The sequence below is a fragment of the Pseudomonas sp. 65/3-MNA-CIBAN-0223 genome, from assembly GCF_040310425.1.
GTDB classification, from domain to species: Bacteria; Pseudomonadota; Gammaproteobacteria; order Pseudomonadales; family Pseudomonadaceae; genus Aquipseudomonas; species Aquipseudomonas gregormendelii.
Genome location: NZ_JBEOPV010000038.1, coordinates 1 through 24,097, shown reverse-complemented (window position 1 = coordinate 24,097; position 24,097 = coordinate 1). Strand labels below are relative to the sequence as shown.

The 24,097-nt window shown below is 60.3% G+C and carries 18 protein-coding genes; 5 read left to right on the top strand and 13 right to left on the bottom strand.

What is annotated here, in order from left to right:
- Positions 1-116: 116 nt before the first annotated feature.
- On the bottom strand, positions 117-1,607 hold the full coding sequence (amaB, locus tag AAEZ09_RS27350; RefSeq protein WP_350601491.1) for an L-piperidine-6-carboxylate dehydrogenase: 1,491 nt from the start codon (positions 1,605-1,607) through the stop codon (positions 117-119).
- 175 nt (positions 1,608-1,782) lie between these two features.
- Here amaB and AAEZ09_RS27345 point away from each other — a divergent pair, with 175 nt between their 5' ends.
- The 3 genes from AAEZ09_RS27345 (at position 1,783) to nadE (ending at position 4,981) form a co-directional block, all read left to right on the top strand.
- On the top strand, positions 1,783-2,694 hold the full coding sequence (locus AAEZ09_RS27345; RefSeq protein WP_045058933.1) for a LysR family transcriptional regulator: 912 nt from the start codon (positions 1,783-1,785) through the stop codon (positions 2,692-2,694).
- 228 nt (positions 2,695-2,922) lie between these two features.
- Positions 2,923-4,149: a nicotinate phosphoribosyltransferase gene (gene pncB / locus AAEZ09_RS27340; protein WP_045058954.1), complete on the top strand. Its 1,227-nt coding sequence runs from the start codon at positions 2,923-2,925 to the stop codon at positions 4,147-4,149.
- Positions 4,150-4,153: 4 nt separating this feature from the next.
- The gene (gene nadE / locus AAEZ09_RS27335) at positions 4,154-4,981 is read left to right on the top strand and encodes an NAD(+) synthase (protein WP_045058932.1); all 828 of its coding nucleotides are present in this window, start codon (positions 4,154-4,156) and stop codon (positions 4,979-4,981) included.
- 188 nt (positions 4,982-5,169) lie between these two features.
- Here nadE and azu read toward each other — a convergent pair whose 3' ends face one another.
- Positions 5,170-5,616 carry an azurin gene (azu, locus tag AAEZ09_RS27330; RefSeq protein ID WP_045061819.1) on the bottom strand — a complete coding sequence of 149 codons (447 nt, stop codon included), beginning with the start codon at positions 5,614-5,616 and terminating at the stop codon, positions 5,170-5,172.
- A 341-nt stretch (positions 5,617-5,957) separates the two neighbouring features.
- Here azu and AAEZ09_RS27325 point away from each other — a divergent pair, with 341 nt between their 5' ends.
- Both AAEZ09_RS27325 and AAEZ09_RS27320 read left to right on the top strand, forming a co-directional pair.
- Positions 5,958-6,545 (top strand): cytokinin riboside 5'-monophosphate phosphoribohydrolase, encoded by a 588-nt coding sequence (locus tag AAEZ09_RS27325; protein ID WP_350601489.1) that lies wholly within the window; start codon positions 5,958-5,960, stop codon positions 6,543-6,545.
- Positions 6,546-6,613: 68 nt separating this feature from the next.
- A complete protein-coding gene (locus tag AAEZ09_RS27320; RefSeq protein WP_045061821.1) occupies positions 6,614-6,802 on the top strand; it encodes a hypothetical protein in 189 nt (62 codons plus the stop codon).
- A 184-nt stretch (positions 6,803-6,986) separates the two neighbouring features.
- Here the strand turns inward: AAEZ09_RS27320 and AAEZ09_RS27315 are convergent, their stop codons facing one another.
- The 11 genes from AAEZ09_RS27315 to rnr all read right to left on the bottom strand — a co-directional run bounded on the left by AAEZ09_RS27315 (position 6,987) and on the right by rnr (position 23,798).
- A complete protein-coding gene (locus tag AAEZ09_RS27315) occupies positions 6,987-7,877 on the bottom strand; it encodes a transglutaminase family protein (protein ID WP_045061822.1) in 891 nt (296 codons plus the stop codon).
- On the bottom strand, positions 7,877-10,363 hold the full coding sequence (locus AAEZ09_RS27310; protein ID WP_350601487.1) for a circularly permuted type 2 ATP-grasp protein: 2,487 nt from the start codon (positions 10,361-10,363) through the stop codon (positions 7,877-7,879). The genes AAEZ09_RS27315 and AAEZ09_RS27310 overlap by 1 nt, the downstream gene beginning before the upstream one ends.
- A gap of 88 nt (positions 10,364-10,451) precedes the next feature.
- Complete coding sequence (locus AAEZ09_RS27305; protein WP_350601485.1) at positions 10,452-13,727, bottom strand: transglutaminase family protein; 3,276 nt, start codon at positions 13,725-13,727, stop codon at positions 10,452-10,454.
- A gap of 298 nt (positions 13,728-14,025) precedes the next feature.
- Complete coding sequence (locus tag AAEZ09_RS27300; protein WP_350601484.1) at positions 14,026-16,329, bottom strand: YgiQ family radical SAM protein; 2,304 nt, start codon at positions 16,327-16,329, stop codon at positions 14,026-14,028.
- 184 nt (positions 16,330-16,513) lie between these two features.
- Positions 16,514-17,908: a replicative DNA helicase gene (gene dnaB / locus AAEZ09_RS27295; protein ID WP_045061826.1), complete on the bottom strand. Its 1,395-nt coding sequence runs from the start codon at positions 17,906-17,908 to the stop codon at positions 16,514-16,516.
- 121 nt (positions 17,909-18,029) lie between these two features.
- A complete protein-coding gene (gene rplI, locus AAEZ09_RS27290) occupies positions 18,030-18,476 on the bottom strand; it encodes a 50S ribosomal protein L9 (protein WP_008035347.1) in 447 nt (148 codons plus the stop codon).
- A gap of 19 nt (positions 18,477-18,495) precedes the next feature.
- Complete coding sequence (locus AAEZ09_RS27285) at positions 18,496-19,389, bottom strand: hypothetical protein (protein WP_045061827.1); 894 nt, start codon at positions 19,387-19,389, stop codon at positions 18,496-18,498.
- A gap of 36 nt (positions 19,390-19,425) precedes the next feature.
- On the bottom strand, positions 19,426-19,656 hold the full coding sequence (rpsR, locus tag AAEZ09_RS27280; protein WP_002551829.1) for a 30S ribosomal protein S18: 231 nt from the start codon (positions 19,654-19,656) through the stop codon (positions 19,426-19,428).
- Between the two features lie 28 nt (positions 19,657-19,684).
- On the bottom strand, positions 19,685-20,107 hold the full coding sequence (gene rpsF, locus AAEZ09_RS27275; protein ID WP_003217491.1) for a 30S ribosomal protein S6: 423 nt from the start codon (positions 20,105-20,107) through the stop codon (positions 19,685-19,687).
- Positions 20,108-20,403: 296 nt separating this feature from the next.
- Positions 20,404-21,171 (bottom strand): 23S rRNA (guanosine(2251)-2'-O)-methyltransferase RlmB, encoded by a 768-nt coding sequence (gene rlmB, locus AAEZ09_RS27270; RefSeq protein ID WP_045061828.1) that lies wholly within the window; start codon positions 21,169-21,171, stop codon positions 20,404-20,406.
- The gene (gene rnr / locus AAEZ09_RS27265; RefSeq protein WP_205892005.1) at positions 21,168-23,798 is read right to left on the bottom strand and encodes a ribonuclease R; all 2,631 of its coding nucleotides are present in this window, start codon (positions 23,796-23,798) and stop codon (positions 21,168-21,170) included. The genes rlmB and rnr overlap by 4 nt, the downstream gene beginning before the upstream one ends.
- Between the last annotated feature and the right edge of the window lie 299 nt (positions 23,799-24,097).

The window sequence follows — 24,097 nt, the reverse complement described above, 5'->3', positions numbered from 1 at the left end:
CAGAAACACATCTTTGTATGTCAGCACCAACGAGCTTAGACCTCTCTCGCTGGGTGCTGGGTCAACATACAAGGAGCTGCCGAAGGCTGCGATCTTTTCAAGCTCACCACCATCACTTAGTCAAACGTGATCCCCTGAGCCAACGGCAACTCCAGCGAATAGTTCACGGTATTGGTCTGGCGACGCATATAACCGCGCCATGCATCCGAGCCCGACTCGCGTCCGCCGCCGGTCTCTTTCTCGCCACCAAATGCGCCACCGATTTCCGCGCCGCTCGGGCCGATGTTGACGTTGGCAATACCACAGTCGCTGCCGACCGCTGACATGAATTGCTCGGCTTCGCGCACGTCAGTGGTGAAGATGCACGAAGACAGGCCTTGAGGCACTGCATTGTTCAGGCGCAAGGCTTCCTCGAAATCCTTGTAACCGACCACGTAGAGAATCGGTGCGAAGGTTTCGCTGCACACTACATCGCTCTGCTCCGGCATCTCGACGATCGCAGGCTGAACGTAATAGGCGTTCGGGTATTGGTCTTCCAGCTGGCGCTTGCCGCCGAATACCCGGCCACCTTCGCTCAAAGCCTGCTCCAGCGCGTCCTGCATGTTCTCGAAGCTGTGCTTGTCGATCAGCGGGCCAATCAGGTTGCCTTCCAGCGGGTTGCCGATGCGCACTCTTGAGTAAGCGGCTTTCAGGCGGGTCACGATCTCTTCTTTGACCGATTCATGGGCAATCAGGCGGCGCAAGGTGGTGCAGCGCTGGCCGGCGGTGCCGACAGCACTGAACAGGATGGCGCGCACGGCCATGTCCAGGTCGGCACTTGGGCCAAGGATCATCGCATTGTTGCCGCCCAGCTCAAGGATGCTGCGGGCAAAACGCGCAGCGATTTTCGGGGCCACTTCGCGGCCCATGCGGGTGCTGCCGGTGGCGCTGACCAACGCCACGCGCGGGTCATCCACCAAGGCTTCACCGGCATCGCGACCGCCAATGATGACCTGGCTCAAATGCGGCGGTGCGTCGCTGAAGTTTTTCAGCACCCGATCAAACAGTGCCTGGCATGCCAGGGCGGTCAGCGGAGTTTTCTCGGACGGCTTCCAGATCACCGGGTTACCGCACACCAGTGCCAGGGTGGTGTTCCAGGCCCAGACGGCCACCGGGAAGTTGAACGCGCTGATCACCCCGACCACGCCCAGCGGATGCCAGGTCTCACGCATGTGGTGGCCCGGGCGCTCGGAGGCGATGGTCAAACCGTACAGCTGTCGTGACAAACCGACAGCGAAATCGCAAATATCGATCATTTCCTGAACTTCACCCAGGCCTTCCTGGGTGATCTTGCCCGCTTCCCACGACACCAGCTCGCCGAGGTCGGCCTTGTATTCGCGAAGAATGTCGCCCAGTTGGCGCACCAATTCGCCCCGGCGCGGTGCCGGCACCTTGCGCCACAATTCGAACGCATGATCTGCACGACTGATGTGCTGCTCGACTTCGGCAGCCCCTTCCCAGTTGACGGCAGCAATCTGGCTGCCATCGATCGGTGAATGCACCGGCACTTTGCCGTTCTGGTACAGGGCCGGGTTTACACCAAGACGATCAAGCAATGCGGCAACCATGGGTCACTCCTCAAACAAAAGACAGAACGTGTGCAGCCGCACGATCACGGCTGATCAGGCCTGTAGTTTTAGCTTTCCGGAGGTTACTCAACAAACGACCTTTAAGAGAGATATCATTCCGTTTATTCATGCTGTGCATTGCTGGCAATAAAGAGACAAGAAGAAAGGATCGCCCATGCTGAACAAACGCTACCTGCCATCGATCACCGCGCTGCAGTGTTTCGAGGCTGTCACCCGGCATTTGAGCTTCACCCGGGCCGCCGAAGAGCTGAACCTGACCCAAAGCGCCGTCAGCAAACAGGTGGCGCAACTTGAAGAGTTATTGCAACACCTGCTGTTTCGCCGGGTGCGTCGCCGCCTGCAGATGACTCCGGCAGGCGATCTGTACCTGGTGGAGGTACGAAAAATCCTCACTCAGGTCGAGATGTCTACCCATTATCTGCGTTCCTACGGTGGAGAAACCGAAGTCCTGCGGGTCTCGACGCCGCCGACCTTTGGCGCGCGCTGGCTGGTGCCGCGCCTGAAAGGCTGGCGCCTGCGGCATCCGTCGATCCATCTGGACCTGTGCAGCGAACAGGAAGCCGATGATTTGCTGCAAGGCCGCAGCGACCTGGCGTTCTACTTTGGCCAAGGGTCACGCCCGGGCACCGAATGCCTGAAGCTGTTCAGCGAGGAGCTGGTTCCGGTGTGTGCCCCGGGCAGCCTTCCGGCCACACCTTTCACCGACCCAACCCAGCTCGCTGACCTGGTCCTGCTGCAAAACGCCTCCCGGCCACAGGCCTGGCACGACTGGTTCGACAGTCAGGGCTATCACACCGAACACAGCTACCACGGGCCGCGCTTCGAAACCTTCTACATGTGCATCCGCGCCGCCCAGGTAGGCTGTGGCGTGGCGTTGTTGCCCAGGTTTCTGGTGGAAGAGGAATTGGCCGACGGCAAACTGGTCATACCCTGGAAGCATGCGATGCCCAGCACTGATTCTTACTACCTGGCATACCCGGAACATTCGGCGGACGTGCCGAAGGTGCGCGATTTCGTGAAGTGGATGCTGGAGCAGATTGATAGCCCGGAAATGCCGCAAAACTGAGGCATCACACCGCCTTCTGCGGGAGCGAGCCTGCTCGCGATAGCGTCGACACATCCGACATTCAGGTGACTGACACACCGCTATCGCGAGCAGGCTCGCTCCCACGGGATCTCCAGCGTCTAAAAAATCGCTGGCAATAACTGCCGTTGATATGCGCCACTAGCCCCATTCATTGAATCAGCTGCAATGTCGCCGCCACAGGCCGCGGCCAGCCTGGAGAACCCCGTTATGAGCGACAGCGTATTTGCCGATCGCATCGTGCAGAACCTGCTCGACACCGACTTCTACAAACTGACGATGATGCAGGCGGTGCTGCACAATTACCCGAACGTGGAAGTGGAATGGGAGTTTCGTTGCCGCAACAGCGAGGATCTGCGCCCGTACCTGGCCGAGATTCGCTTTCAGATCGAGCGCCTCGCCGAGCTGAGCCTGACCGCCGATCAACTGGGTTTCATGGAGCGCATCAGCTTCATGAAACCGGATTTCCTGCGCTTTCTCGGACTGTTTCGTTTCAACCTGCGCTACGTGCACACCGGGATCGAGAACGGCGAGCTGTTCATCCGTCTGCGCGGGCCCTGGCTGCATGTGATTTTGTTCGAAGTACCGCTGCTGTCCATCGTCAGCGAAGTGCGCAACCGCTATCGGTACCGGGAAGTCGTCCTGGAACAGGCGCGCGAGCAGCTTTATCGCAAATTCGACTGGCTGACGGCCAATGCTGCTGCCGATGAGTTATCCGAGCTGCAGGTCGCCGATTTCGGCACCCGCCGCAGGTTTTCCTACCGGGTGCAGGAAGAAGTGGTGAACGTGCTCAAGCACGACTTTCCCGGGCGTTTTGTCGGCACCAGTAACGTCCACCTGTCCCGGGAGCTGGACATGAAGCCCTTGGGCACCATGGCCCACGAATGGATCATGGCGCACCAGCAACTCGGACCGCGCCTGATCGACAGCCAGATTGCCGCGCTGGATTGCTGGGTCCGCGAGTATCGGGGCCTGCTCGGCATCGCACTGACTGACTGCATTACCACCGATGCCTTCCTGGGCGATTTCGACCTGTACTTCGCCAAGCTTTTCGATGGCCTGCGCCACGACTCCGGGGATCCGATAATCTGGGCGGAAAAAGCCATCGCCCACTACCACAAGCTCGGCATCGACCCGATGAGCAAGACCCTGGTGTTCTCCGACAGCCTGACGCTGCCCAAGTCCCTGGAAATATTCCGGGCGCTGCGCGGGCGGATCAATGTCAGCTTTGGCATCGGCACCAACCTGACCTGCGATATTCCAGGGGTTGAACCGATGAGCATCGTGCTTAAAATGGCCGCCTGCAACGGTCAGCCGGTGGCCAAGATTTCCGATGAACCGGGCAAGACCCACTGCAAAGACCCCAACTTCGTCGCCTATTTGCGACACGTTTTCAAAGTTCCTGCCGCCCTTTCCAGCACATCAAGCAAGGAGTGAATTCATGCAAGCCGTACAGCGTGAGATTGCTGAGCAGCTCAAGGTTCAACCACCATTCGCCGACGATGCCGCCCTTGAGGCTGAAGTCGCTCGACGGATCACGTTCATTCAGGATTGCCTGGTCAATTCCGGGCTCAAGGCCCTGGTGCTGGGGATCAGCGGCGGCGTTGATTCCCTCACCGCCGGCCTGTTGGCCCAGCGTGCCATGCGCGAGTTGCGCGACAGCACCGGTGACGACAGCTACAAGTTCATTGCCGTCCGCCTGCCCTACGAGACCCAGTTCGACGAACACGATGCCCAGGCGTCAGTGGATTTCATCGAACCGGATGAGCGCCACACCGTGAACATTGGCCCGGCAGTCAAGGCGCTGGCCAGCGAAGTCGCAGCGTTCGAAGGCAAACACGCGGTGTCGGTCGACTTTGTGCTGGGCAACACCAAGGCGCGTATGCGCATGGTCGCCCAATACACCATCGCCGGCGCGGCCCATGGCCTGGTGATCGGCACTGACCATGCGGCGGAAGCGGTGATGGGATTCTTCACCAAGTTTGGTGACGGCGCCTGCGACCTGGCGCCACTGAGCGGGCTGGTGAAAAACCAGGTGCGCAGCATCGCCCGCAGCTTTGGCGCACCGGAATCGCTGGTGGAGAAGATCCCCACTGCCGATCTCGAGGACCTGTCCCCGGGCAAGCCGGATGAGGCGTCCCATGGGGTGACCTATGCCGAAATCGATGCTTTTCTGCATGGCGAGCCGGTACGTGAGGAAGCGTTCAGGATTATTTGTGAAACGTACAACAAGACCCATCACAAGCGAGTGATGCCGTTCGCGCCTTGAATGCGGCGGCGCCTGTACCGGCGCCATCGCGGGCAAGGCTTGCTCCCACAGGTTCAGCGCCATGCCATCAGCTGAGCCTGACACAAACCCTGTGGGAGCAAGGCTTGCCCGCGATGAACGCTGACGCGGTCAAAGGCCAGGCACAAAAAAAGCGCCCGCAGTGGACGCTTTTTTTGAAGCTGATTCGCTTACTTCAGTGTAACCGTACCTTTCATCATCGAGATGTGGCCCGGGAACGAGCAGAAGAAACCGTATTTCTCATCCGCACTCAGCTTCGACACATCAAAAGTCACCGAATCGGTTTCCTTGGCGCCGATGATCTTGGTGTGGGCGATGATGCGGGTGTCGCCGTCTTTCAGGTAGTTCTTGTCGATACCGGCAGCCAGGCCATCGGTGGCGATCGGCTGCATGTCAGCTTCTTTACTCAGCACCCAGTTATGACCCATGACGTTCTTCGGCAAGCTGCCAGAGTGGGTCAACTCGACGGTGAAGGTTTTGCAGCTCTTGTCGATCTCAATGGCCTTGCTGTTGAAGGTCATCTGGTCGGTGGAGTCGATGGTGGTCTTGCACTCGGCAGCCATCAGTTGGCTGCTGGCCAGTGTCAGCAGGGATACCGCAACAAGTTTGGCAAACATGGTGAATCTCCAAGGCAGGGTTAACAAAAGTGCGAATGGACAGAAGACTGCCTGAAAACTGCGCAAGTTCCTATGACCTGAATCAAAAATTGTATACAACTTTCGGGCTATGACACCGATCGAAACAATCTACCAGCCAGATGCCTGGCCCGGCCCTATCATCGGTCCATCGCCACCTACCTGGAATCCGTCATGACCCTCAATAGCCTGTTGTGCAGCCTGCTTGCCGCGTATGCCTGTGGTGCCAGCGGCAGTTACGAAACCCCTGCCCGCGACCTTTAACCCTTGGATCGCTAACGCCGTGCCTTTACCCTGTGGTCATCGTGACCGTGGAGCAAAGCATGTCATTAGCATCCGTTTGTGTTTTCTGCGGTGCCAGCACTGGCACCCACCCGGCTTATCGTGAAGCGGCTATCGCCCTTGGGCGCGCCGTCGCCGAACGCAAGCTGACCCTGGTATACGGCGGTGGTGCCGTGGGTTTGATGGGGATAGTCGCGGATGCCGCCCTGGCAGCCGGCGGGGAAGTCATTGGTATCATTCCGCAAAGTCTCAAGGACAAGGAAATCGGCCACAGCGGCCTGACTCGCCTGGAAGTGGTTGACGGCATGCATGCGCGCAAGGCGCGGATGGCCGAGCTGAGCGATGCTTTCATCGCGCTGCCCGGCGGCCTCGGCACCCTGGAAGAACTGTTCGAGGTCTGGACCTGGGGCCAGCTCGGCTATCATGCAAAACCGCTCGGCCTGCTCGAAGTGAACGGTTTCTACAGCAAATTGACTGGTTTTCTTGATCATATCGTCGGCGAAGGCTTCGTTCGCGAAGCGCACCGTGACATGCTGCAAACGAGCGAATCGCCGCAAACCCTGCTCGACGCACTGGATGCCTGGCACCCGGTGGTCACGCCAAAATGGGCCGAGCAAAAACCCAGCTAACGGCTCGGGCCCGATACAGGGCAGAATATGCGCCGCTCAACCTCACCTTCGACCCAAGAGGATCGCCCATGGCTAAACCTAATTATTCCTTCGCCAAACGTCAGAGAGACTTGGCCAAGGAGCAGAAGAAAGAGGAAAAGCTTCAGCGCAAGAAAGCTACAGCTGAAGAAGAAGCAGCAGCACTGAACCCGGATGCCGAAGGTGAAGTGGCTACAGACGAAACCGCAGCACCGAAAGATCAGGCGCCTGACGCCTGAGACCCTCAGGGCCGGATGATCTGATCAGGCCCACCGGATCTGTGTCCAGGGTTGGCAGCAGTGCTGCTGACCCTGTAGGAGCTGCCGAAGGCTGCGATCTTTTGATCTTGCTCTTCAAATGTTCTGGAGACGCTCAAGATCAAAAGATCGCAGCCTTCGGCAGCTCCTACCGGGGGGATGCGCGTTAATCCAGCGGCATCACCGTGACCCGAACTTCGGGGTCATGATTGCCCCCGCCCAGAATCACCCCGCGCAACGGCGACACATCCGAAAAATCCCGGCCCCAGGCCAGGGTGATGTGCTCCAGTGCCGGCTGCACGTTGTTGGTCGGATCAAAATCGACCCAACCCAGTACCGGACAAAATACCGAAACCCAGGCATGCGAGGCGTCGGCGCCGATCAGGCGTGGCTGGCCGGGTGGTGGCTGAGTCAGCAGGTACCCGCTGATGTAACGCGCTGCCAGGCCTCGGGAGCGCACGCACGCGAGCATCAGGTGGGCGAAGTCCTGGCAAACCCCTCGCCGCCGCTCCAGGACCTCCACCAGAGGCGTGGCGACCTGGGTCGCTTCGGCATCGAAGGTGAACTCGCTGAAAATCTTCTCCATCAATGCCTGAACGCCAAGCAGCAACGGCCTGCCCGGCGCAAAACAACTTTCCGAGAACTCGACGAAGTTGCGCTTCAAGTGCACATAGGGCGATTCGAACCGGTAACGGCAGGCTTCCAGTATCTCGCGGGAAAGCGGCTGGCTGCTGTAGGTCAGCGCGCTGCGGGTATCTTCCCATGCGGGGGAGCGGTTGAAGTCCAGCATCGGCCGGGCCGTCACTTCAATGGTCAGGCTGGCATTGACCAGCAATTCGTCGTGGGGGCGCTCGAACGCCAGGCGGGTCAGCGGATTGCCGAACACGTCCAGTTCATCCCGGCGTGAGGTGGGATCCGGACTGATCTGCAAGCGCTGATCCGTGCAATGCTGCCAGGCGCAAGGCCGTGGCCACAGGTGCGCCAGCTGCTGGGCGAGCGACACCGGGCTGTCGTAGTGATAGTGGGTGTCGTGAAAAATCTGGTAATGGGCGCTCATCAGACGGACACCGTACGCTGGCTGACATCATCGACATGGGCGAAATGCCGCAGTGCCAGGCGATCGGAGGCCTGGCCGCTGGCTTCGGCGATTTCCTGCAGCAGATCGGCCAGGCCTTCGACGGCGGCGCGTACGCTGGCTTCGCCAAACAGCGAGTTTTGCAGGCACCCCAGGTCGAACCGGGCCAGGCGCTCGACCAGTTGCGGCAAACCGGTCTCACGTGGCGCACCGAAATCGTCATTCAGTCGCTTGAGGGTACGATTGACCAGCTTCAACTGGAACAGCACGGCATGGGGGTTCTGCTCGTCCAGGAGCAACAGGTCCAGTACCGGGAGCAGTTGCGCCACCGCCAGATACCGCGAGCGATAAGTGATACTGCTGTTGCCCAGTTCCAGCAGCCATTCCAGGCCCGCCTGATCAAAAGGACCGGCGCCGCGCAGGAAGGCGGCAAGGCTGGCGCTGAGAAATTGCAGCCGTTCGATGCGCCGACCGATCATCAGAAAGCGCCATCCCTCATCGCGGGTCATGTCGTCCAGGGCAAAACCCGACAGCGCGGCCAGGGACATCACCAGTCGGTTGAGAAAGTCCAGCAGCTCACCGAAGTCAGGCTCGGCGGTTTCCAGTTCCATGGCTTCGCGTTGCAGTTCCACCAGGGCCTGCCAGTTTTCCCGCGAGAGCTTGCCGCGCACCTGCGAGGCTGCCCACTGCAATCGCTGCAGGTTGGAGCGCAGGCTGAACGACCAGTCATCCCCGAGCAGCGCGGCAAGCAGGCGTTCCTGCAGTTCGCCCTCATCGGGCAACAGCATCAGGCGTTCTCCAAGATCGACTGCGGCTTGCAGCGCTTGCGGATCGTCGCCATCGACATAACGAGCGAGCATGATGCGCAGCAACCGGGCGCTGTCATCACAGCGTTCGCAATAGCGACCGAACCAGAACAGGTTTTCCACCACCCGCGACGGCAGGTAGGGGTCGCGACGAACCAGGTCATGCACGCCTATCGTGCGTCGGGTTTTCCATTGTTCGCCGGTGGGTGGACGATCGCCCAGCACCCAGGTGTCCTTGCTGGCGCCGCCCCGTTGCATCGACACCACTTCGGCGTCCGCGTCGGCGGCGACCCGGGTCAAACCGCCAGGTAAAACGCGATAACCCTCATGGCTGGCGACCGCATACATGCGCATGCCGATGGCACGAGGTTGCAACTGGCCGTCTTCAGCCTGCCACACCGGGGCCTGGGATAACTGCGCAAGTTCTTGCGCCACATAAGCGTAAGGGCGCGCCTGCATGCGCTCGGCAAGCTCTTCGCGCTGTTTTTCACTCAGGTCGCGGCCAAACACCGGGGTAAAACTCTGGGATGGAAAGGCCGGCTTGATCAGTAGTTCGGGCAGCTTCTCCAGTGCCTGCGCCAGCACCGGCGCCTCGCCGCACCACCAGGTGGCGATGGACGGCAGTATCAGCTCCTCACCAAATAGGAACTGACTGATCCGCGGCAGAAAGCCGAGCAGGCCCGGCGACTCCAGCACGCCGCTGCCGAGCGCATTGGCCACCAGCACCCGGCCCTGGCGCACCGCCTCGAGCAATCCTGGCACGCCGAGGGCTGAATCGGTGCGCAATTCGAGCGGGTCGCAGAAGTCATCATCCAGCCGGCGCATGATCGCGTGCACGCGGCGCAAACCGCTCAGTGTCTTCAGGTAGACCGTGGCATCGCGCACCGTGAGGTCACCACCTTCCACCAGCGGATAGCCGAGTTGCCGCGCCAGGTAGAGATGCTCGAAATAGCTTTCATTAAAACGGCCGGGCGTCAGCAACACGATCAGCGGCGCCTCGGCGTCGCTCGGCGCCTGGCGCGCCAGGGTCTCCTGCAGCGTGCGGAAGAAACCGGCCAAGTGCTGCACCTTCAGGTCACGGTACAACTCCGGGAACGCGCGCGACACGATGGTGCGGTTCTCCAGCGCATAACCCGCGCCAGAAGGTGCCTGGGTGCGGTCCGCCGTTACCCACCAGCGACCATCCGGCGTACGCGCCAGATCGACGGCATACAGGTGCAAAAAAGCCCCGTCAGGCGGCTTGATGCCCTGGCAGGGCCAGAGGAAATTGTTGTGGCCGAACACCAGCTCGGCCGGCAACAGCCCCTCGGCAATCAAGCGTTGCGGGCCATACAGGTCTGCCAGCACGGCATTGAGCAGGCGCGCGCGCTGGGCTATGCCGGCCGACAATTGCTGCCACTCATCGACGGCGATTACATGCGGCAGCAAGTCCAGTTCCCACGGCCGATCCGCGCCTTTGGGGTCGGCGTAGACGTTGTAGGTCACACCGTTTTCGTGGATCTGCCGGGTCAACAGGGCCTGACGCTGCATCAATTGCGCAGGGGTGCTGCGCTGCAATTGGTCGAACAACCGACGCCAATGCGCGCGCACGGCTCCGCTGTCGTCGAGCAGTTCGTGGTAATTGCCCGCCGTCGGCGGGTAGCGGTCAAGCAGGTCAGGCATGGAAAGCTCGGCAGACAGCAAGGAACGGTCAGACTAACGCACGCTCATGACACCCGGATAGACGAAAAACCCGGGCGTCGCGTACGGTTCAAAAACGTCGTAAATCGAGCGTCATTGGCAGCTCGTCGTTGATATCCAGAAGGGGCACCGGCAGTTTTCCGGGGCTGTGGCCGATACGGAAGAACCGCGCCATGCGCCGGCTCTCGGCTTCGTTCGCGTTCACCGGCAAGCTGTCGTAGTTGCGTCCTCCCGGATGAGCCACGTGGTACTGGCAACCGCCCAGGGAGCGTTGCATCCAGGTGTCGAGCAAGTCGAACACCAATGGCGCGTGAACCGGGATGGTTGGCTGCAGGCAGTTGGCCGGTTGCCAGGCGCGAAAACGCACGCCGGCGACAAACTCGCCGACTCGTCCGGTCGGTTGCAGGGGCACGGCAACGCCATTGCAGGTCAGCAGGTAGCGCTGTGGCGGCAAGCCGCTGAGCTTGACCTGCAGGCGCTCCAGGGATGAGTCGACATAGCGCACGGTGCCACCAGGCGCGCCCTCCTCGCCCAGCACATGCCAGGGTTCCAGCGCCTGACGCACCTCCAGTTCGATACCGCTGACCGCGTAGTCGCCCACTTTGGGAAAGCGAAATTCCAGGTGTGCGGCGAACCACTCGGCACGCACGGGATAACCGGCCGAATTCAGGTCGACGATAACGTCGGCAAAATCCTGTTCGATGAAGTGCGGCAACAGGAAACGGTCGTGCAGTTCGGTGCCCCAGCGCGCCAGTTTCGGCGGCGCATAGGGTTCACGCCAGAATCGTGCGACCAGCGCCCGCAGCAGCAGCTGTTGGGTCAGGCTCATGCGCGCATGGGGTGGCATTTCAAAGGCGCGCAGCTCCAGCAAGCCCAGGCGGCCGGTTGCGCCATCCGGGGAATACAGCTTGTCGACGCAGAACTCGGCACGGTGCGTGTTGCCCGTCACGTCGATCAGCAGGTTTCGCAGTAACCGGTCCACCAGCCACGGCGCACACTCTTCGCCAGGCTCGGGCATCTGCGCAAAGGCGATCTCCAGTTCATACAACGCATCGTTGCGCGCCTCATCGACTCGCGGCGCTTGCGACGTGGGGCCGATGAACAGTCCCGAGAACAGGTAGGACAGGGAAGGATGGTTATGCCAATAGCTGATCAGGCTGCGCAGCAGGTCCGGACGCCGCAGGAATGGCGAGTCGGCCGGCGTCGCACCACCCAGGACAAAATGGTTGCCGCCGCCGGTTCCGGTGTGGCGGCCATCGATCATGAATTTTTCGGTGGTCAGGCGAGTCTGGCGCGCCTGTTCGTAAAGAAACTCGGTTCGTTCGACCAGTTCGTCCCAGGTGGCAGAAGGCTGGACGTTGACTTCGATCACACCCGGATCAGGCGTGATGCGAAAGTTGCTCAGGCGCGGATCGCTCGGCGGCTCGTAGCCTTCCAGCAACACCGGGCAATGCAACTCCTCTGCAGTGGCCTCGATGGCGGCGACCAGTTCCAGATAGTCCTCGGCCCGTTCCAGAGGCGGCATGAACAGATACAGGCGACCCTCACGCGCTTCGGCACAGAAGGCGGTGCGGGTCAGCCAGTCGGCGGATTCGTCGATCTTTGGCGCGCGCTCCTCGACCACTGCCGGTTGGTCCTGGCCTTGCAACTGAGCCGAGTCGGGCAGCGGCGGGAAATCCTGGTTCGGATCCCGGGGATGGATAAATGGATACTCTGCAGCCTTGACCCAGGGTTGCGAGCCCAGCGGCAAGCGGTACCCCAGGGGTGAGTCACCGGGTACCAGCCGGCAATGCTCATCGCGCAGGTACCAGCGACCGCTTTGCCACTGGTCACCCTTGGCAGTACGTGCCAGGGGAAGAACCTGTCCGATGACCTTATCCAGGCCCTGGCTGAAGACCTTGCGCAGGCGCGCCCGCTCCAAGGGCTCTTCCAGGCGCGAATCTTCGGCGCTGACGTTCTGGGGCAAGGTGCCTTCGCGCCAGAGGTAATAGAAATTGTCTTCGTAGGCAGGAAACACAAAGCGCGTGGGAATTTTCAGACGTTCGGCCACGCTTGCCAGGAAACGCCCGGCCAGTGCGCCGTCAGCGCCGTAGTCCTCCCGTTCGTCGGCAATCAACGCGCCGTTGCTCCAGATCGGCACGCCGTCGCGACGCCAGTAGCAGTTCAACGACCAGCGCGGCAGTTGCTCACCGGGGTACCACTTGCCCTGGCCAAAATGCACAAGGCCATTGGGTGCGTAGTGCTTGCGCATGCGCTCGAACAGTTCAGCCGACAGGCGCCGCTTGTCCGGACCGAGCGCGGCGGTGTTCCACTCCGCGCCGTCCGGGTCGTCGATGGAGACAAAGGTCGGCTCGCCGCCCATCGTCAGGCGTACGTCACTTTCCAGCAGGTCTGCATCGATCTGGCGACCCAGGGCCTGAATTGCCAGCCATTGGTCTTCGGTGTAGGGCCGGGTGACGCGGGGCGCTTCCCAGATGCGCTCAACGGACATCTCATGGGTAAATTCGCATTCGCAGGGTTCCACCAGGCCGCTGATCGGGGCCGCAGAGCCCGGATCGGGACTGCAGGCCAACGGAATGTGGCCTTCGCCGGCAAACAGCCCGGAGGTGGCGTCCAGGCCGATCCAGCCGGCACCCGGCAAATAGACTTCACACCAGGCATGCAGGTCGGTGAAATCCACCTCGGTGCCGGAAGGACCATCGAGACTTTTCACATCGGCGGTCAGCTGGATCAGATACCCGGACACGAAACGCGCCGCCAGGCCAAGGTTGCGCAACAGCTGCACCAACAGCCAGGCGGAGTCGCGGCAGGAACCGCTCGCGTGTTCGAGCGTGTGCTCGGGCGTCTGCACACCCGGCTCCATGCGAATCAGGTAGCCAATGTCTTCGCTCAAGCGCTGGTTGAGGCCGACCAGGAAGTCGACGCTGGGCAAGGGTGTGCGGTCGATGCCGTCGAGGTAGGCCTTGAACTTCGGTGTGAGCGGCAGGGTTTCCAGGTACGGCGCCAGTTCCTTGCGCTCGTCGGCTGCATAGGTGAACGGGATTTTCTCGGCATAGGGCTCGAGGAAAAAGTCGAAGGGATTGAAGACGGCCATCTCCGCCAGCAGATCGACTTCGATACGCAGCTCTTCGGTTTTTTCCGGAAACACCAACCGCGCCAGGTAATTGCCCTGGGGGTCCTGCTGCCAGTTGATGAAGTGCTGCTCGGGCGAGACTTTCAGCGCATAGGACAAGATCCGCGTGCGACTGTGGGCGGCCGGGCGCAGCCGCACAATCTGCGGTCCGAGTTCGACGGCGCGGTCGTAGCGGTAATGCGTGACGTGATGCAATGCGACATGTATCGACACGGCGTGCCTCCTGCGAGCCTTAAGCGTATTCGAAAGCGCGCAAGACTTATGCCATCCAGCAGCGCTGGCGCTTTCACAGATTTGCTTAGGGCAGTACAGCACCAAAATCGGGCGATGCGGGAATTTGGTTGGGAGTGATTGCACGCAAATGTGGCGAAGATCAAAAGATCGCAGCCTTCGGCAGCTCCTACAGGGGTACGCATTCCAACTGTAGGAGCTGCCGAAGGCTGCGATCTTTTGATCTTCAAACGCAAAACGCCAACCCGAAGGTTGGCGTTCTGTTAGCTGCTTTTAGCGTTTAGCGCGGCACGACCGGTTTGCGCGCGGGCTTGGGGCCTTTGCCTTTGGCCGCGTCCTTGCGCTCCTTGGCCGCTTGCTGATTGCGGGCAAACGCCGCAGCCTTGGCCTGTTCACGCTTGTCCCACGGGTTGGCGCCATCGCTGGCACGCGGTGGCAGGCCAGTGTGCTGGGTAAGAATCTTGGTGGTCTTCTCCCCCGCCACTTTATGGCTACCCGCCGGCGTCGAGTTCTTGCGACGAGCGCTCTGGTAACTGTCGGTGGCCGGCTGATGCAGCGGGATCAACTGGTTCTTGCCCGGGCCGATCAGGTCGGCGCGGCCCATGCGGGTCAGCGCTTCACGCAGCATCGGCCAGCCCTTCGGGTCGTGATAACGCAAGAACGCCTTGTGCAGGCGACGCTGCTCTTCGCTTTTGACGATGGTCACGGCGTCGCTTTTGTAGGTGACCTTGCGCAGCGGGTTCTTGCCCGAGTGGTACATCGCGGTGGCGGTGGCCATCGGCGACGGGTAGAACGCCTGTACCTGGTCGGCCCGGAAGCCGTTGCCCTTGAGCCACAGAGCCAGGTTCATCATGTCTTCATCGGTGGTGCCCGGGTGGGCAGCGATGAAGTACGGAATCAGGTACTGCTCTTTCCCGGCTTCCTTGGAGTACTTCTCGAACATGCGCTTGAACTTGTCATAGCTGCCAATGCCCGGCTTCATCATCTGGTTGAGCGGACCTTCCTCGGTATGTTCCGGGGCGATCTTCAGGTAACCACCAACGTGGTGGGTCACCAGTTCCTTGACGTATTCCGGCGACTCGACCGCAAGGTCGTAGCGCAGGCCGGAAGCGATCAGGATCTTCTTCACACCCGGCAGCGCACGGGCGCTGCGATACAGCTGGATCAGCGACGAGTGATCGGTGTTCAGGTTCGGGCAGATGCCCGGGAACACGCACGACGGCTTGCGGCACGCGGATTCGATTTCCGGCGTCTTGCAGGCAATGCGGTACATGTTCGCAGTCGGGCCGCCGAGGTCGGAAATGACGCCGGTGAACCCTGGCACCTTGTCGCGGATCTCTTCGATTTCGCGAATGATCGACTCTTCGGAACGGTTCTGGATGATCCGGCCTTCGTGCTCGGTGATCGAGCAGAAGGTACAGCCGCCGAAGCAGCCACGCATGATGTTCACCGAGAAGCGGATCATGTCGTAGGCAGGAATTTTTTCCTTGCCGTAGGCCGGGTGCGGAATGCGCGCATAGGGCATGCCGAACACGTAGTCCATTTCTTCGGTGGTCATCGGAATCGGCGGCGGGTTGAACCAGACGTCGACTTCGCCGTGCCTCTGTACCAGGGCACGGGCGTTACCCGGGTTGGTTTCCAGGTGCAACACACGGTTGGCGTGGGCGTACAGAACCGCATCACCACGGACTTTTTCTACCGATGGCAGGCGGATGACGGTCTTGTCACGGGTCATGCGCGGGCTGGCCAGGATCTGCACGACCTTGGCTTCACCTGGATCTTCAACCTGCCCTTTTTCCTGCTCGATGGCGCAGGCCTGGGTGTCCTGGGTGTTCACGTACGGGTTGATGATCTTGTCGATCTTGCCCGGACGGTCAATGCGCGTGGAGTCGACTTCGTACCAGTCTTTCGGGGTGTCGCGACGGATGAACGCAGTGCCACGCACGTCGGTGATGTCTTCGATCTTGTGCCCGTAGGACAGGCGCTGGGCGACCTCGACGATCGCACGCTCGGCGTTGCCGTAGAGCAGGATGTCGGCGCAGGCGTCGATCAGGATCGAGTTGCGTACCCGGTCCTGCCAATAGTCGTAATGGGCGATGCGGCGCAGAGAGGCTTCGATGCCGCCGAGTACGATCGGTACGTTCTTGTAGGCTTCCTTGCAGCGCTGGCTGTACACCAGGCTTGCGCGGTCCGGACGTTTGCCCGCCAGGCCGCCAGGTGTATAGGCGTCATCTGAACGGATTTTCTTGTCGGCGGTGTAGCGGTTGATCATCGAATCCATGTTGCCGGCCGCGACGCCGAAGAACAGGTTCGGCTCGCCGAGCTTCATGAAATCGTCTTTGGACTGCCAGTTCGGCTGGGCAATGATCCCGACGCGGAAGCCCTGGGACTCCAGCAGCCGGCCGATGATTGCCATGCCGAACGACGGATGGTCAACGTAGGCATCACCGGTGACTATGATGATGTCGCAGGAATCCCAGCCAAGCTGATCCATCTCCTCCCTGCTCATTGGCAGGAATGGCGCTGGGCCGAAACATTCGGCCCAGTACTTGGGATAGTCAAATAACGGCTTGGCTGTTTGCATGACGATGACCGGTGTTGAGATGAAAAATCGCGGGCGCGGAATATAGCACAAAATTTAACCAATTCCGACGGTAATGGTCGGAAATTACGTCGCCGCCATCGCGGGCAAGCCCGCTCCCACAGGTTCGGTGAGATTCTCGTGGGAGCGGGCTTGCCCGCGATGAGGCCCTCTCAGGCGCTACAGCTTATTCGTCGTCGAAGTTGTAGCTACCCGGTGCGAGGTTTTCGAAGCGGGTGTACTTGCCGATAAACGCCAGGCGCGACGTGCCGATCGGGCCGTTTCGCTGCTTGCCGATGATGATCTCTGCGATGCCCTTGTGCTCGGTCTCCGGGTGATAAACCTCATCCCGATACACGAACATGATGACGTCAGCATCCTGCTCGATCGCTCCGGATTCCCGAAGGTCGGAGTTGATCGGCCGTTTGTTCGGACGTTGTTCCAAAGACCGGTTGAGCTGGGACAAAGCCACCACCGGGCAATTGAATTCCTTGGCCAGGGCCTTGAGGGAACGGGAGATCTCGGAAATCTCGTTGGTCCGGTTATCGCCACCGGAACCTGGAATCTGCATCAATTGCAGGTAGTCGATCATGATCAGGGCGACATCGCCGTGCTCACGCACCAGGCGCCGGGTACGCGCACGCATCTCCGACGGGCTGATACCGGCCGTATCGTCGATGAACAGCTTGCGATCGTTGAGCAGGTTGACTGCCGAGGTCAGGCGCGGCCAGTCATCGTCGTCGAGGCGACCGGCACGGACCTTGGTCTGGTCGATACGCCCCAGGGACGACAACATACGCATGATCAGCGATTCACCTGGCATCTCCAGCGAGTACACCAGCACGCACTTGTCGCTGCGCAGCACGGCGTTTTCCACCAGGTTCATCGCAAAGGTGGTTTTACCCATGGATGGACGGCCGGCGACGATGATCAAGTCAGACGGCTGCAGGCCGCTGGTCATGCCGTCGAGGTCGGTGTACCCGGTGGACAGGCCGGTAATCGCGTTGTCGGTATTGAACAAGGTGTCGATGCGGTCGATGGCCTTGGTTAGCAGGTCATTCACGCTCACCGGGCCGCCGGTTTTTGGCCGGGCCTCGGCGATCTGGAAGATCTGCCGTTCCGCTTCGTCGAGAATCTCTTCTGCCGTGCGGCCTTCCGGGTTGAAGGCACTGTCGGCAATTTCAGAAGCAATGCCGATCAGTTGACGCAAGGTCGCCCGTGCGCGAACGATCTGCGCATACGCCTTGATGTTGGCGACGGATGGCGTGTTCTTCGCCAGTTCACCCAGGTAACCGAGGCCGCCGACCTGCGAGGTCTGACCTTCCTTGTCCAATTGCTCGGCAAGGGTCACGACGTCGATCGGCGAGTTCTGGTCAGCCAGCTTGGCGATCGCGCGGAAGATCAGGCGGTGGTCATGCCGATAAAAATCGCCATCCGAAACTTGATCGAGCACGCGTTCCCAGGCGTTGTTGTCCAGCATCAGACCACCGAGCACAGCCTGTTCGGCCTCGATGGAATGCGGCGGCACCTTCAGGGCAGCGGTTTGCAGATCGTATTGCTCAGGAGCGGAGATATCGTTCATGGCCACTTGAATAGGTTTGTGAAAAACAGGAACTGCAGAAAGACAAAGGGCACGACCTGTGAACAGGATCGTGCCCGATGTTACCGGCAAGCACCCGAGGGTGCCAGCCGACAAGTGCTGCTTAAGCTGCTACCACGACAACGCGTACGGTGGCTTCAACTTCGGCGTGCAGGTGCACGGCTACGTCGAATTCGCCTACGTTGCGGATGGTGCCGTTCGGCAGACGAACTTCGCTTTTTGCAACTTCAACGCCAGAGGCGGTCAGTGCATCAGCGATGTCGTGGGTGCCGATCGAACCGAACAGCTTGCCTTCGTCACCAGCGGTGGCAGTGATAGTCACTTCCAGCTCAGCCAGTTGGGCGGCACGGCTTTCAGCCGAAGTTTTACGGTCTGCTGCGGCTTTTTCCAGCTCAGCGCGACGCTCTTCGAACGCAGCCAGGTTGGCTGGGGTCGCAGCGGTAGCTTTGCCGTAAGGCAGCAGGTAGTTACGACCGTAACCAGCCTTAACGTTCACTTTGTCACCCAGGTTGCCCAGGTTGGTGACTTTTTCCAGAAGGATCAGTTGCATGTGAAAATCCTCTTAACTTTTAACCTTCACCGTTCGCGCTATCGGCGTCTTTCGGCGCCAGACGACCGCGAAAATCAATCAGGCTGTCGACGATGGCCAAGACCACCAGCAACGGATAGATCAGCTGCATGAACAGCAACAGCGTGACGTACAACCCCACCAGCCAGAATCTGGCCAATCGCTTCTGCGCTACCAGCCCATGCATCAGGGACAGTGCGGCAAACACCAGCGGTACGCTGCACAACGGCGTCAGCATGGCCATCTGTGGACCGATGTTCGGCCCCAGAAGCATGCACGCCAGCAGCAACATCGCTGGTAGAAGCGGGAATCGGATGGCGCGAAATTCGCGACCAAAACCACCCGGGTTGTACAACAACGCCTGCCAGTAGCGCCCGACAATCAGGCTCAGCACACTGACGATTTGCAACAAGGCCGCAATCAGGCCAGTCAGGACCGGTGCAATCAGGGACGCAAAATGCGCTTGCTCGTCTACCGACAACTTCTGGTAGACATCACCGAGTAGCGACGGCATGACCTTTATCAAGGCCTGCGCCAGCATCTCGATCTGGGGACCAAAAGCGATCCCCAGCACCACTGAAAACACCACTCCCATCGCTATGCTGACCAGCAGCACGCGGTTCCAGGACTCACTTGCGCGCAAAACCAACGCAAGGCTCCAAGACCCCAGCAACACCAGAAGTGAGCGAGGGTCATCGGCATAAAGCCACCAGACCAGGGCCGGCAGCAGTCCCAGAGCAAGAACGCTCGTCGCGTCCTTCAATCCGCGCCGCAGGAGCACGAAGCATCCCGCAGCAGCACCCAACCAATACAACAACGGCAATGCCGCGCATCCAGCCACTACCAGAGTGGCCTGCATACGGCCGCGCATGATGAACTCAGCTATGGCACGCATGCATTCAATCCTTTGCTACGAGTCGACTGCCCGGTCTCAGCGGCCGTGGCTGTCGGTGTAGGCCAGCAGGGCCAGGAAGCGGGCGCGCTTGATAGCGGTGGCCAGCTGACGCTGATAACGAGCTTTGGTACCGGTGATGCGGCTTGGAACAATTTTGCCGGTCTCGGATACGTAGGCTTTCAGAGTGTTGAGATCTTTGTAATCGATCTCTTTCACGTCTTCAGCGGTGAAGCGGCAGAATTTACGACGACGGAAGAAACGTGCCATGTAATAGGCTCCTCAAAAGGTCCGTGGATTACTCGTCAGCGTTATCGCTGTTGTCGCTGTCATCACTATCAGCGCTTTCAGCGCCTTCGTGCTCAGGACGGTCGCGACGCTCACGGCGCTCACTGCGGTTTTCTTCAGCCTTGAGCATCTCGGATTGGCCGGTAACGGCTTCTTCGCGACGGATGACCAGGTTACGGATCACTGCATCGTTGTAGCGGAAGTTGTCTTCCAGCTCGGCCAGGGCCTTGCCAGTGCACTCAACGTTCAGCATCACGTAGTGAGCCTTGTGAACATTGTTGATTGCGTAGGCCAGTTGACGACGGCCCCAATCTTCCAGACGGTGGATTTTGCCGCCGTCTTCTTCGATCAGCTTGGTGTAACGCTCAACCATGCCGCCGACTTGCTCGCTTTGATCCGGGTGGACCAAAAAGATGATTTCGTAATGACGCATGAATGCTCCTTACGGGTTGTAGCCTGCCGCTCAAAAGCGGTCAGACAAGGAGTGAATGACACTTATGGACTTGCTTGCGATAGACACATGCGTGCCTGCCGTCACAGCAAGGGGCGCAATTGTAGAGAAGGGGCGGAAGAGGTGCAAGGTAATTGGTGATTATTTGAACAATCACCGCGATACCGGCCGGACACCTGTAGGAGCTGCCGAAGGCTGCGATCTTTTGATCTTAAAAACCAAAATCAAAAGATCGCAGCCTCATTTCTCTCGGCAGCTCCTACAAGTCCTGCGTAGTGTCAGGACTTTTTGCCAGTCCCGGCCGCCTTGACGCTACGCTGGCGCTGGGCTTCGAACAGGCACACGCCCGTTGCCACGGATACGTTGAGGCTGCTGACGCTGCCAGCCATCGGCAGGTGAACAAGGTAATCGCACAGGTCGCGGGTCAGGCGACGCATGCCGCTGCCTTCTGCACCCATGATCAGGATAGTCGGGCCGGTCATGTCCTGTTGATACAGGCTCTGTTCGGCCTCGCCCGCCGTGCCGACAACCCACAAGCCACGCTGCTTGAGCTTTTCAAGCGTGCGCGCAAGGTTGGTCACTGCAACCAACGGAATCACTTCCGCTGCGCCACAGGCGACCTTGCGCACTGTCGGGGTCAAGGTGGCTGACTTGTCCTTCGGCACGATCACCGCCAGCGCTCCGGCCGCATCGGCCGAACGCAGGCAGGCGCCAAGGTTGTGCGGGTCGGTTACGCCGTCGAGCACCAGCAGCAGTGGAGCGCCGTCGGTGCGATCGAGCAGCTCGTCCAGCATCGCCTCACCCCAGACCTGGCTCGGACTCACATCCGCCACCACGCCCTGGTGTACGCCCTCAACCCAGGCGTCGAGCTCGCGACGCTCGGCATTGCCGACCGCCACGCGATTCTCGGCAGCGAGTTCGATCAGGGTTTTCACGCGCGGGTCGCTGCGACCTTCCGCCAACCAGATCTGCTTGACGCGTTTCGGGTGATGGCGGAGCAGCGCTTCTACGGCATGTACGCCGTAGATTTTTTCCAACTGACTCATGACTTGGCCTTAGGTTTACGCGCCCCGCCGCTTTTGGCTGGGGCCGAGCCCGCTTTTGGCGGGCCTTTACGGTGTTTGCTTGGCTTGCTGCCGGGAGCCTTGTCAGGCGCCGACCGTCCGGTCTTTCCCCCAGACGCCGCTTTACCGCCGCTTTTCGCTTCAGACAGCAATGCCTGCTTCAATTCACGACTTTTGCGCAGCTCGGCATTTTTTGCCGCCGCATCGCTCGGACGATAGGCTTCGACAGCCTTCTCCTTCGCTGGACGACGGCCTGTTTTCGCGGCAGCCGGCTCGGCAACGGTTTTAGCCGTGGACTTGCTGGCTGGCTCGGTTTTTTCAGTTCCGCGCTTCTTGCGGCCGATTGGCGCGCTGATGGTTTTTTCAGCCATCTCGAAGTCGATCTTGCGCTCGTCGAGGTCAACGCGCATCACGCGCACTTCAACGGTATCGCCAAGGCGGAAGCTGCGACCGGTGCGCTCACCGGCGAGGCGGTGGTGCACAGGATCGAAGTGGTAGTAATCCCCAGGCAGCGCGGTGACGTGCACCAGGCCTTCGACGTAGATATCGGTCAGCTCGACGAACAGGCCAAAACCGGTCACGGCAGTGATCACACCCGGGAACGATTCACCCACGCGATCTTTCATGAACTCGCACTTGAGCCAGTTCACTACGTCGCGGGTCGCTTCGTCGGCGCGGCGCTCACTCATCGAGCATTGCTCGCCGAGCTGCTCGAGGGCGGCTTCGTCGTACGGATAGATCCGCGCTTTCGGGATGGTCATCGCGCCAGCACGGCGAACGTGCGGGGTGTCCTGCTTCGAATGGATGACGCTGCGGATCGCCCGGTGCGTGAGCAGGTCCGGGTAGCGGCGGATCGGCGAAGTGAAGTGGGTATAGGCTTCGTAATTCAGGCCGAAGTGGCCCTGGTTATCAGCGCTATACACCGCCTGACTCAGGGAACGCAGCATGACGGTCTGGATCAGGTGGAAATCCGGACGGTCCTTGATGCTGGCCAGCAACGCCTGGTAATCCTTCGGCGACGGGCCGTCCTTGCCTTTGTGCAGGGACAGGCCGAGCTCACCCAGGAACGCGCGCAGTTTTTCGAGGCGTTCCGGTGGCGGACCGTTGTGAACGCGATACAGAGCCGGAATTTCGTGCTTCTTGAGGAACTCTGCGGTGGCCACGTTGGCCGCCAGCATGCACTCCTCGATCAGCTTGTGCGCATCGTTACGAACGGTCGGACGGATTTCGGCAATCTTGCGCTCGGTGCCGAAGATAATCCGGGTTTCCTGGGTTTCGAAATCGATCGCGCCACGCACGTGACGCGCGCCCAGCAGCACTTTGTAAAGCGCGTAAAGCTGCTTGAGGTGCGGCAGGACATCGTTGTACTCGCCGCGAAGCTGACGCGCCTCGGTGAGTTTCGGCGTTTCCAGCATCGCGCTGACCTTGTTGTAGGTCAGGCGGGCGTGGGAGTGGATCACGGCCTCGTAGAAGCAGTAGTCAGTCATCTCGCCCGTTTTGGAGATGGTCATCTCGCAAACCATGGCCAGGCGATCGACGTGCGGGTTCAGCGAGCACAGGCCGTTGGACAGCTGCTCCGGCAGCATCGGAATCACGCGCTCGGGGAAGTACACCGAGTTGCCCCGAACCTGGGATTCGTTGTCCAGGGCCGATCCGATTTTCACGTAGCTGGAGACGTCGGCAATTGCCACGTACAACTTCCAGCCGCCGGAGAACAGGCGCAGCTTGCCCGGCTTGGCTTCACAGTAAACGGCATCATCGAAGTCGCGCGCATCCTCACCGTCAATGGTGACGAACGGCAGATGGCGCAGGTCGATGCGCTTCTCTTTGTCTTTCTCTTCGACTTCAGGCTTGAGCTTGGCGGCTTCTTTCAACACCGCTTCAGGCCAGACGTGCGGGATATCGTACGCACGCAGGGCGACGTCGATTTCCATGCCCGGCGCCATGTAGTTGCCCACGACCTCGACCACATCGCCTTGCGGCTGGAAGCGTGGGGTCGGCCAGTGGGTGATCTTCACTTCAACGAACTGACCGATCTTGGCATTGGCATTACGGCCCGGTGTGACCAGCACTTCCTGCTGGATTTTCGGGTTGTCCGCGACCACGAAGCCGATACCACCCTCTTCGAAGTAACGACCGACGATGGTCTCGTGGGCACGGGACACCACTTCGACGATCATGCCTTCGCGGCGACCACGACGATCCAGGCCGGAAACACGGGCCAGTGCACGATCACCGTCGAACACCAGGCGCATTTGCGCCGGGCTCATGAACAGGTCGTCACTGCCGTCATCCGGCACCAGGAAGCCGAAGCCGTCCCGGTGACCACTGATGCGGCCGAGGATCAAGTCGAGCTTGTCCACCGGCGCATAGGTGCCACGACGGGTGTAGATGAGTTGAGCGTCGCGCTCCATGGCGCGCAGGCGGCGGCGCAGGGCTTCGATCTGGTCTTCTGTGGTCAGACCAAACTCTTCGACCAGTTGCTCGCGGTTAGCAGGCGAACCCCGATCAGCAAGATGCTGAAGGATCAGTTCGCGGCTAGGAATAGGGTTTTCATATTTTTCCGCTTCACGAGCGGCCTCGGGATCGAGGGACTGCCAATCGGCCATTAGAGAGTTTTCACCTTGTCTATATGCGGTTAGTTTGGCATAGGCGTAATGAAACGGGAAATTTCAGGCTGCGAGAGCCTGTCCAAAGCCCTTTATCGACACCTCAACGCCGATTTAAATGCCACTGGTAACATTTTGCAGGTTTTTTTGATGCCAGGGGTTTACAGTTAAAAAGACGCTCCGTATAGTGCGCGCCATCGACGACGGAGACGTTGCCGATACTGCCCAGATGGTGAAATTGGTAGACACGCCAGCTTCAGGTGCTGGTGACCGCAAGGTCGTGGAAGTTCGAGTCTTCT

What these genes read in the sequence shown, in the direction of transcription:
- amaB (WP_350601491.1), bottom strand. Translation starts at nt 1,607, where the DNA reads ATGGTTGCCGCATTGCTTGATCGTCTTGGTGTAAACCCGGCCCTGTAC.
- AAEZ09_RS27345 (WP_045058933.1), top strand. Translation starts at nt 1,783, where the DNA reads ATGCTGAACAAACGCTACCTGCCATCGATCACCGCGCTGCAGTGTTTC.
- pncB (WP_045058954.1), top strand. Translation starts at nt 2,923, where the DNA reads ATGAGCGACAGCGTATTTGCCGATCGCATCGTGCAGAACCTGCTCGAC.
- nadE (WP_045058932.1), top strand. Translation starts at nt 4,154, where the DNA reads ATGCAAGCCGTACAGCGTGAGATTGCTGAGCAGCTCAAGGTTCAACCA.
- azu (WP_045061819.1), bottom strand. Translation starts at nt 5,616, where the DNA reads ATGTTTGCCAAACTTGTTGCGGTATCCCTGCTGACACTGGCCAGCAGC.
- AAEZ09_RS27325 (WP_350601489.1), top strand. Translation starts at nt 5,958, where the DNA reads ATGTCATTAGCATCCGTTTGTGTTTTCTGCGGTGCCAGCACTGGCACC.
- AAEZ09_RS27320 (WP_045061821.1), top strand. Translation starts at nt 6,614, where the DNA reads ATGGCTAAACCTAATTATTCCTTCGCCAAACGTCAGAGAGACTTGGCC.
- AAEZ09_RS27315 (WP_045061822.1), bottom strand. Translation starts at nt 7,877, where the DNA reads ATGAGCGCCCATTACCAGATTTTTCACGACACCCACTATCACTACGAC.
- AAEZ09_RS27310 (WP_350601487.1), bottom strand. Translation starts at nt 10,363, where the DNA reads ATGCCTGACCTGCTTGACCGCTACCCGCCGACGGCGGGCAATTACCAC.
- AAEZ09_RS27300 (WP_350601484.1), bottom strand. Translation starts at nt 16,329, where the DNA reads ATGCAAACAGCCAAGCCGTTATTTGACTATCCCAAGTACTGGGCCGAA.
- dnaB (WP_045061826.1), bottom strand. Translation starts at nt 17,908, where the DNA reads ATGAACGATATCTCCGCTCCTGAGCAATACGATCTGCAAACCGCTGCC.
- rplI (WP_008035347.1), bottom strand. Translation starts at nt 18,476, where the DNA reads ATGCAACTGATCCTTCTGGAAAAAGTCACCAACCTGGGCAACCTGGGT.
- AAEZ09_RS27285 (WP_045061827.1), bottom strand. Translation starts at nt 19,389, where the DNA reads ATGCGTGCCATAGCTGAGTTCATCATGCGCGGCCGTATGCAGGCCACT.
- rpsR (WP_002551829.1), bottom strand. Translation starts at nt 19,656, where the DNA reads ATGGCACGTTTCTTCCGTCGTCGTAAATTCTGCCGCTTCACCGCTGAA.
- rpsF (WP_003217491.1), bottom strand. Translation starts at nt 20,107, where the DNA reads ATGCGTCATTACGAAATCATCTTTTTGGTCCACCCGGATCAAAGCGAG.
- rlmB (WP_045061828.1), bottom strand. Translation starts at nt 21,171, where the DNA reads ATGAGTCAGTTGGAAAAAATCTACGGCGTACATGCCGTAGAAGCGCTG.
- rnr (WP_205892005.1), bottom strand. Translation starts at nt 23,798, where the DNA reads ATGGCCGATTGGCAGTCCCTCGATCCCGAGGCCGCTCGTGAAGCGGAA.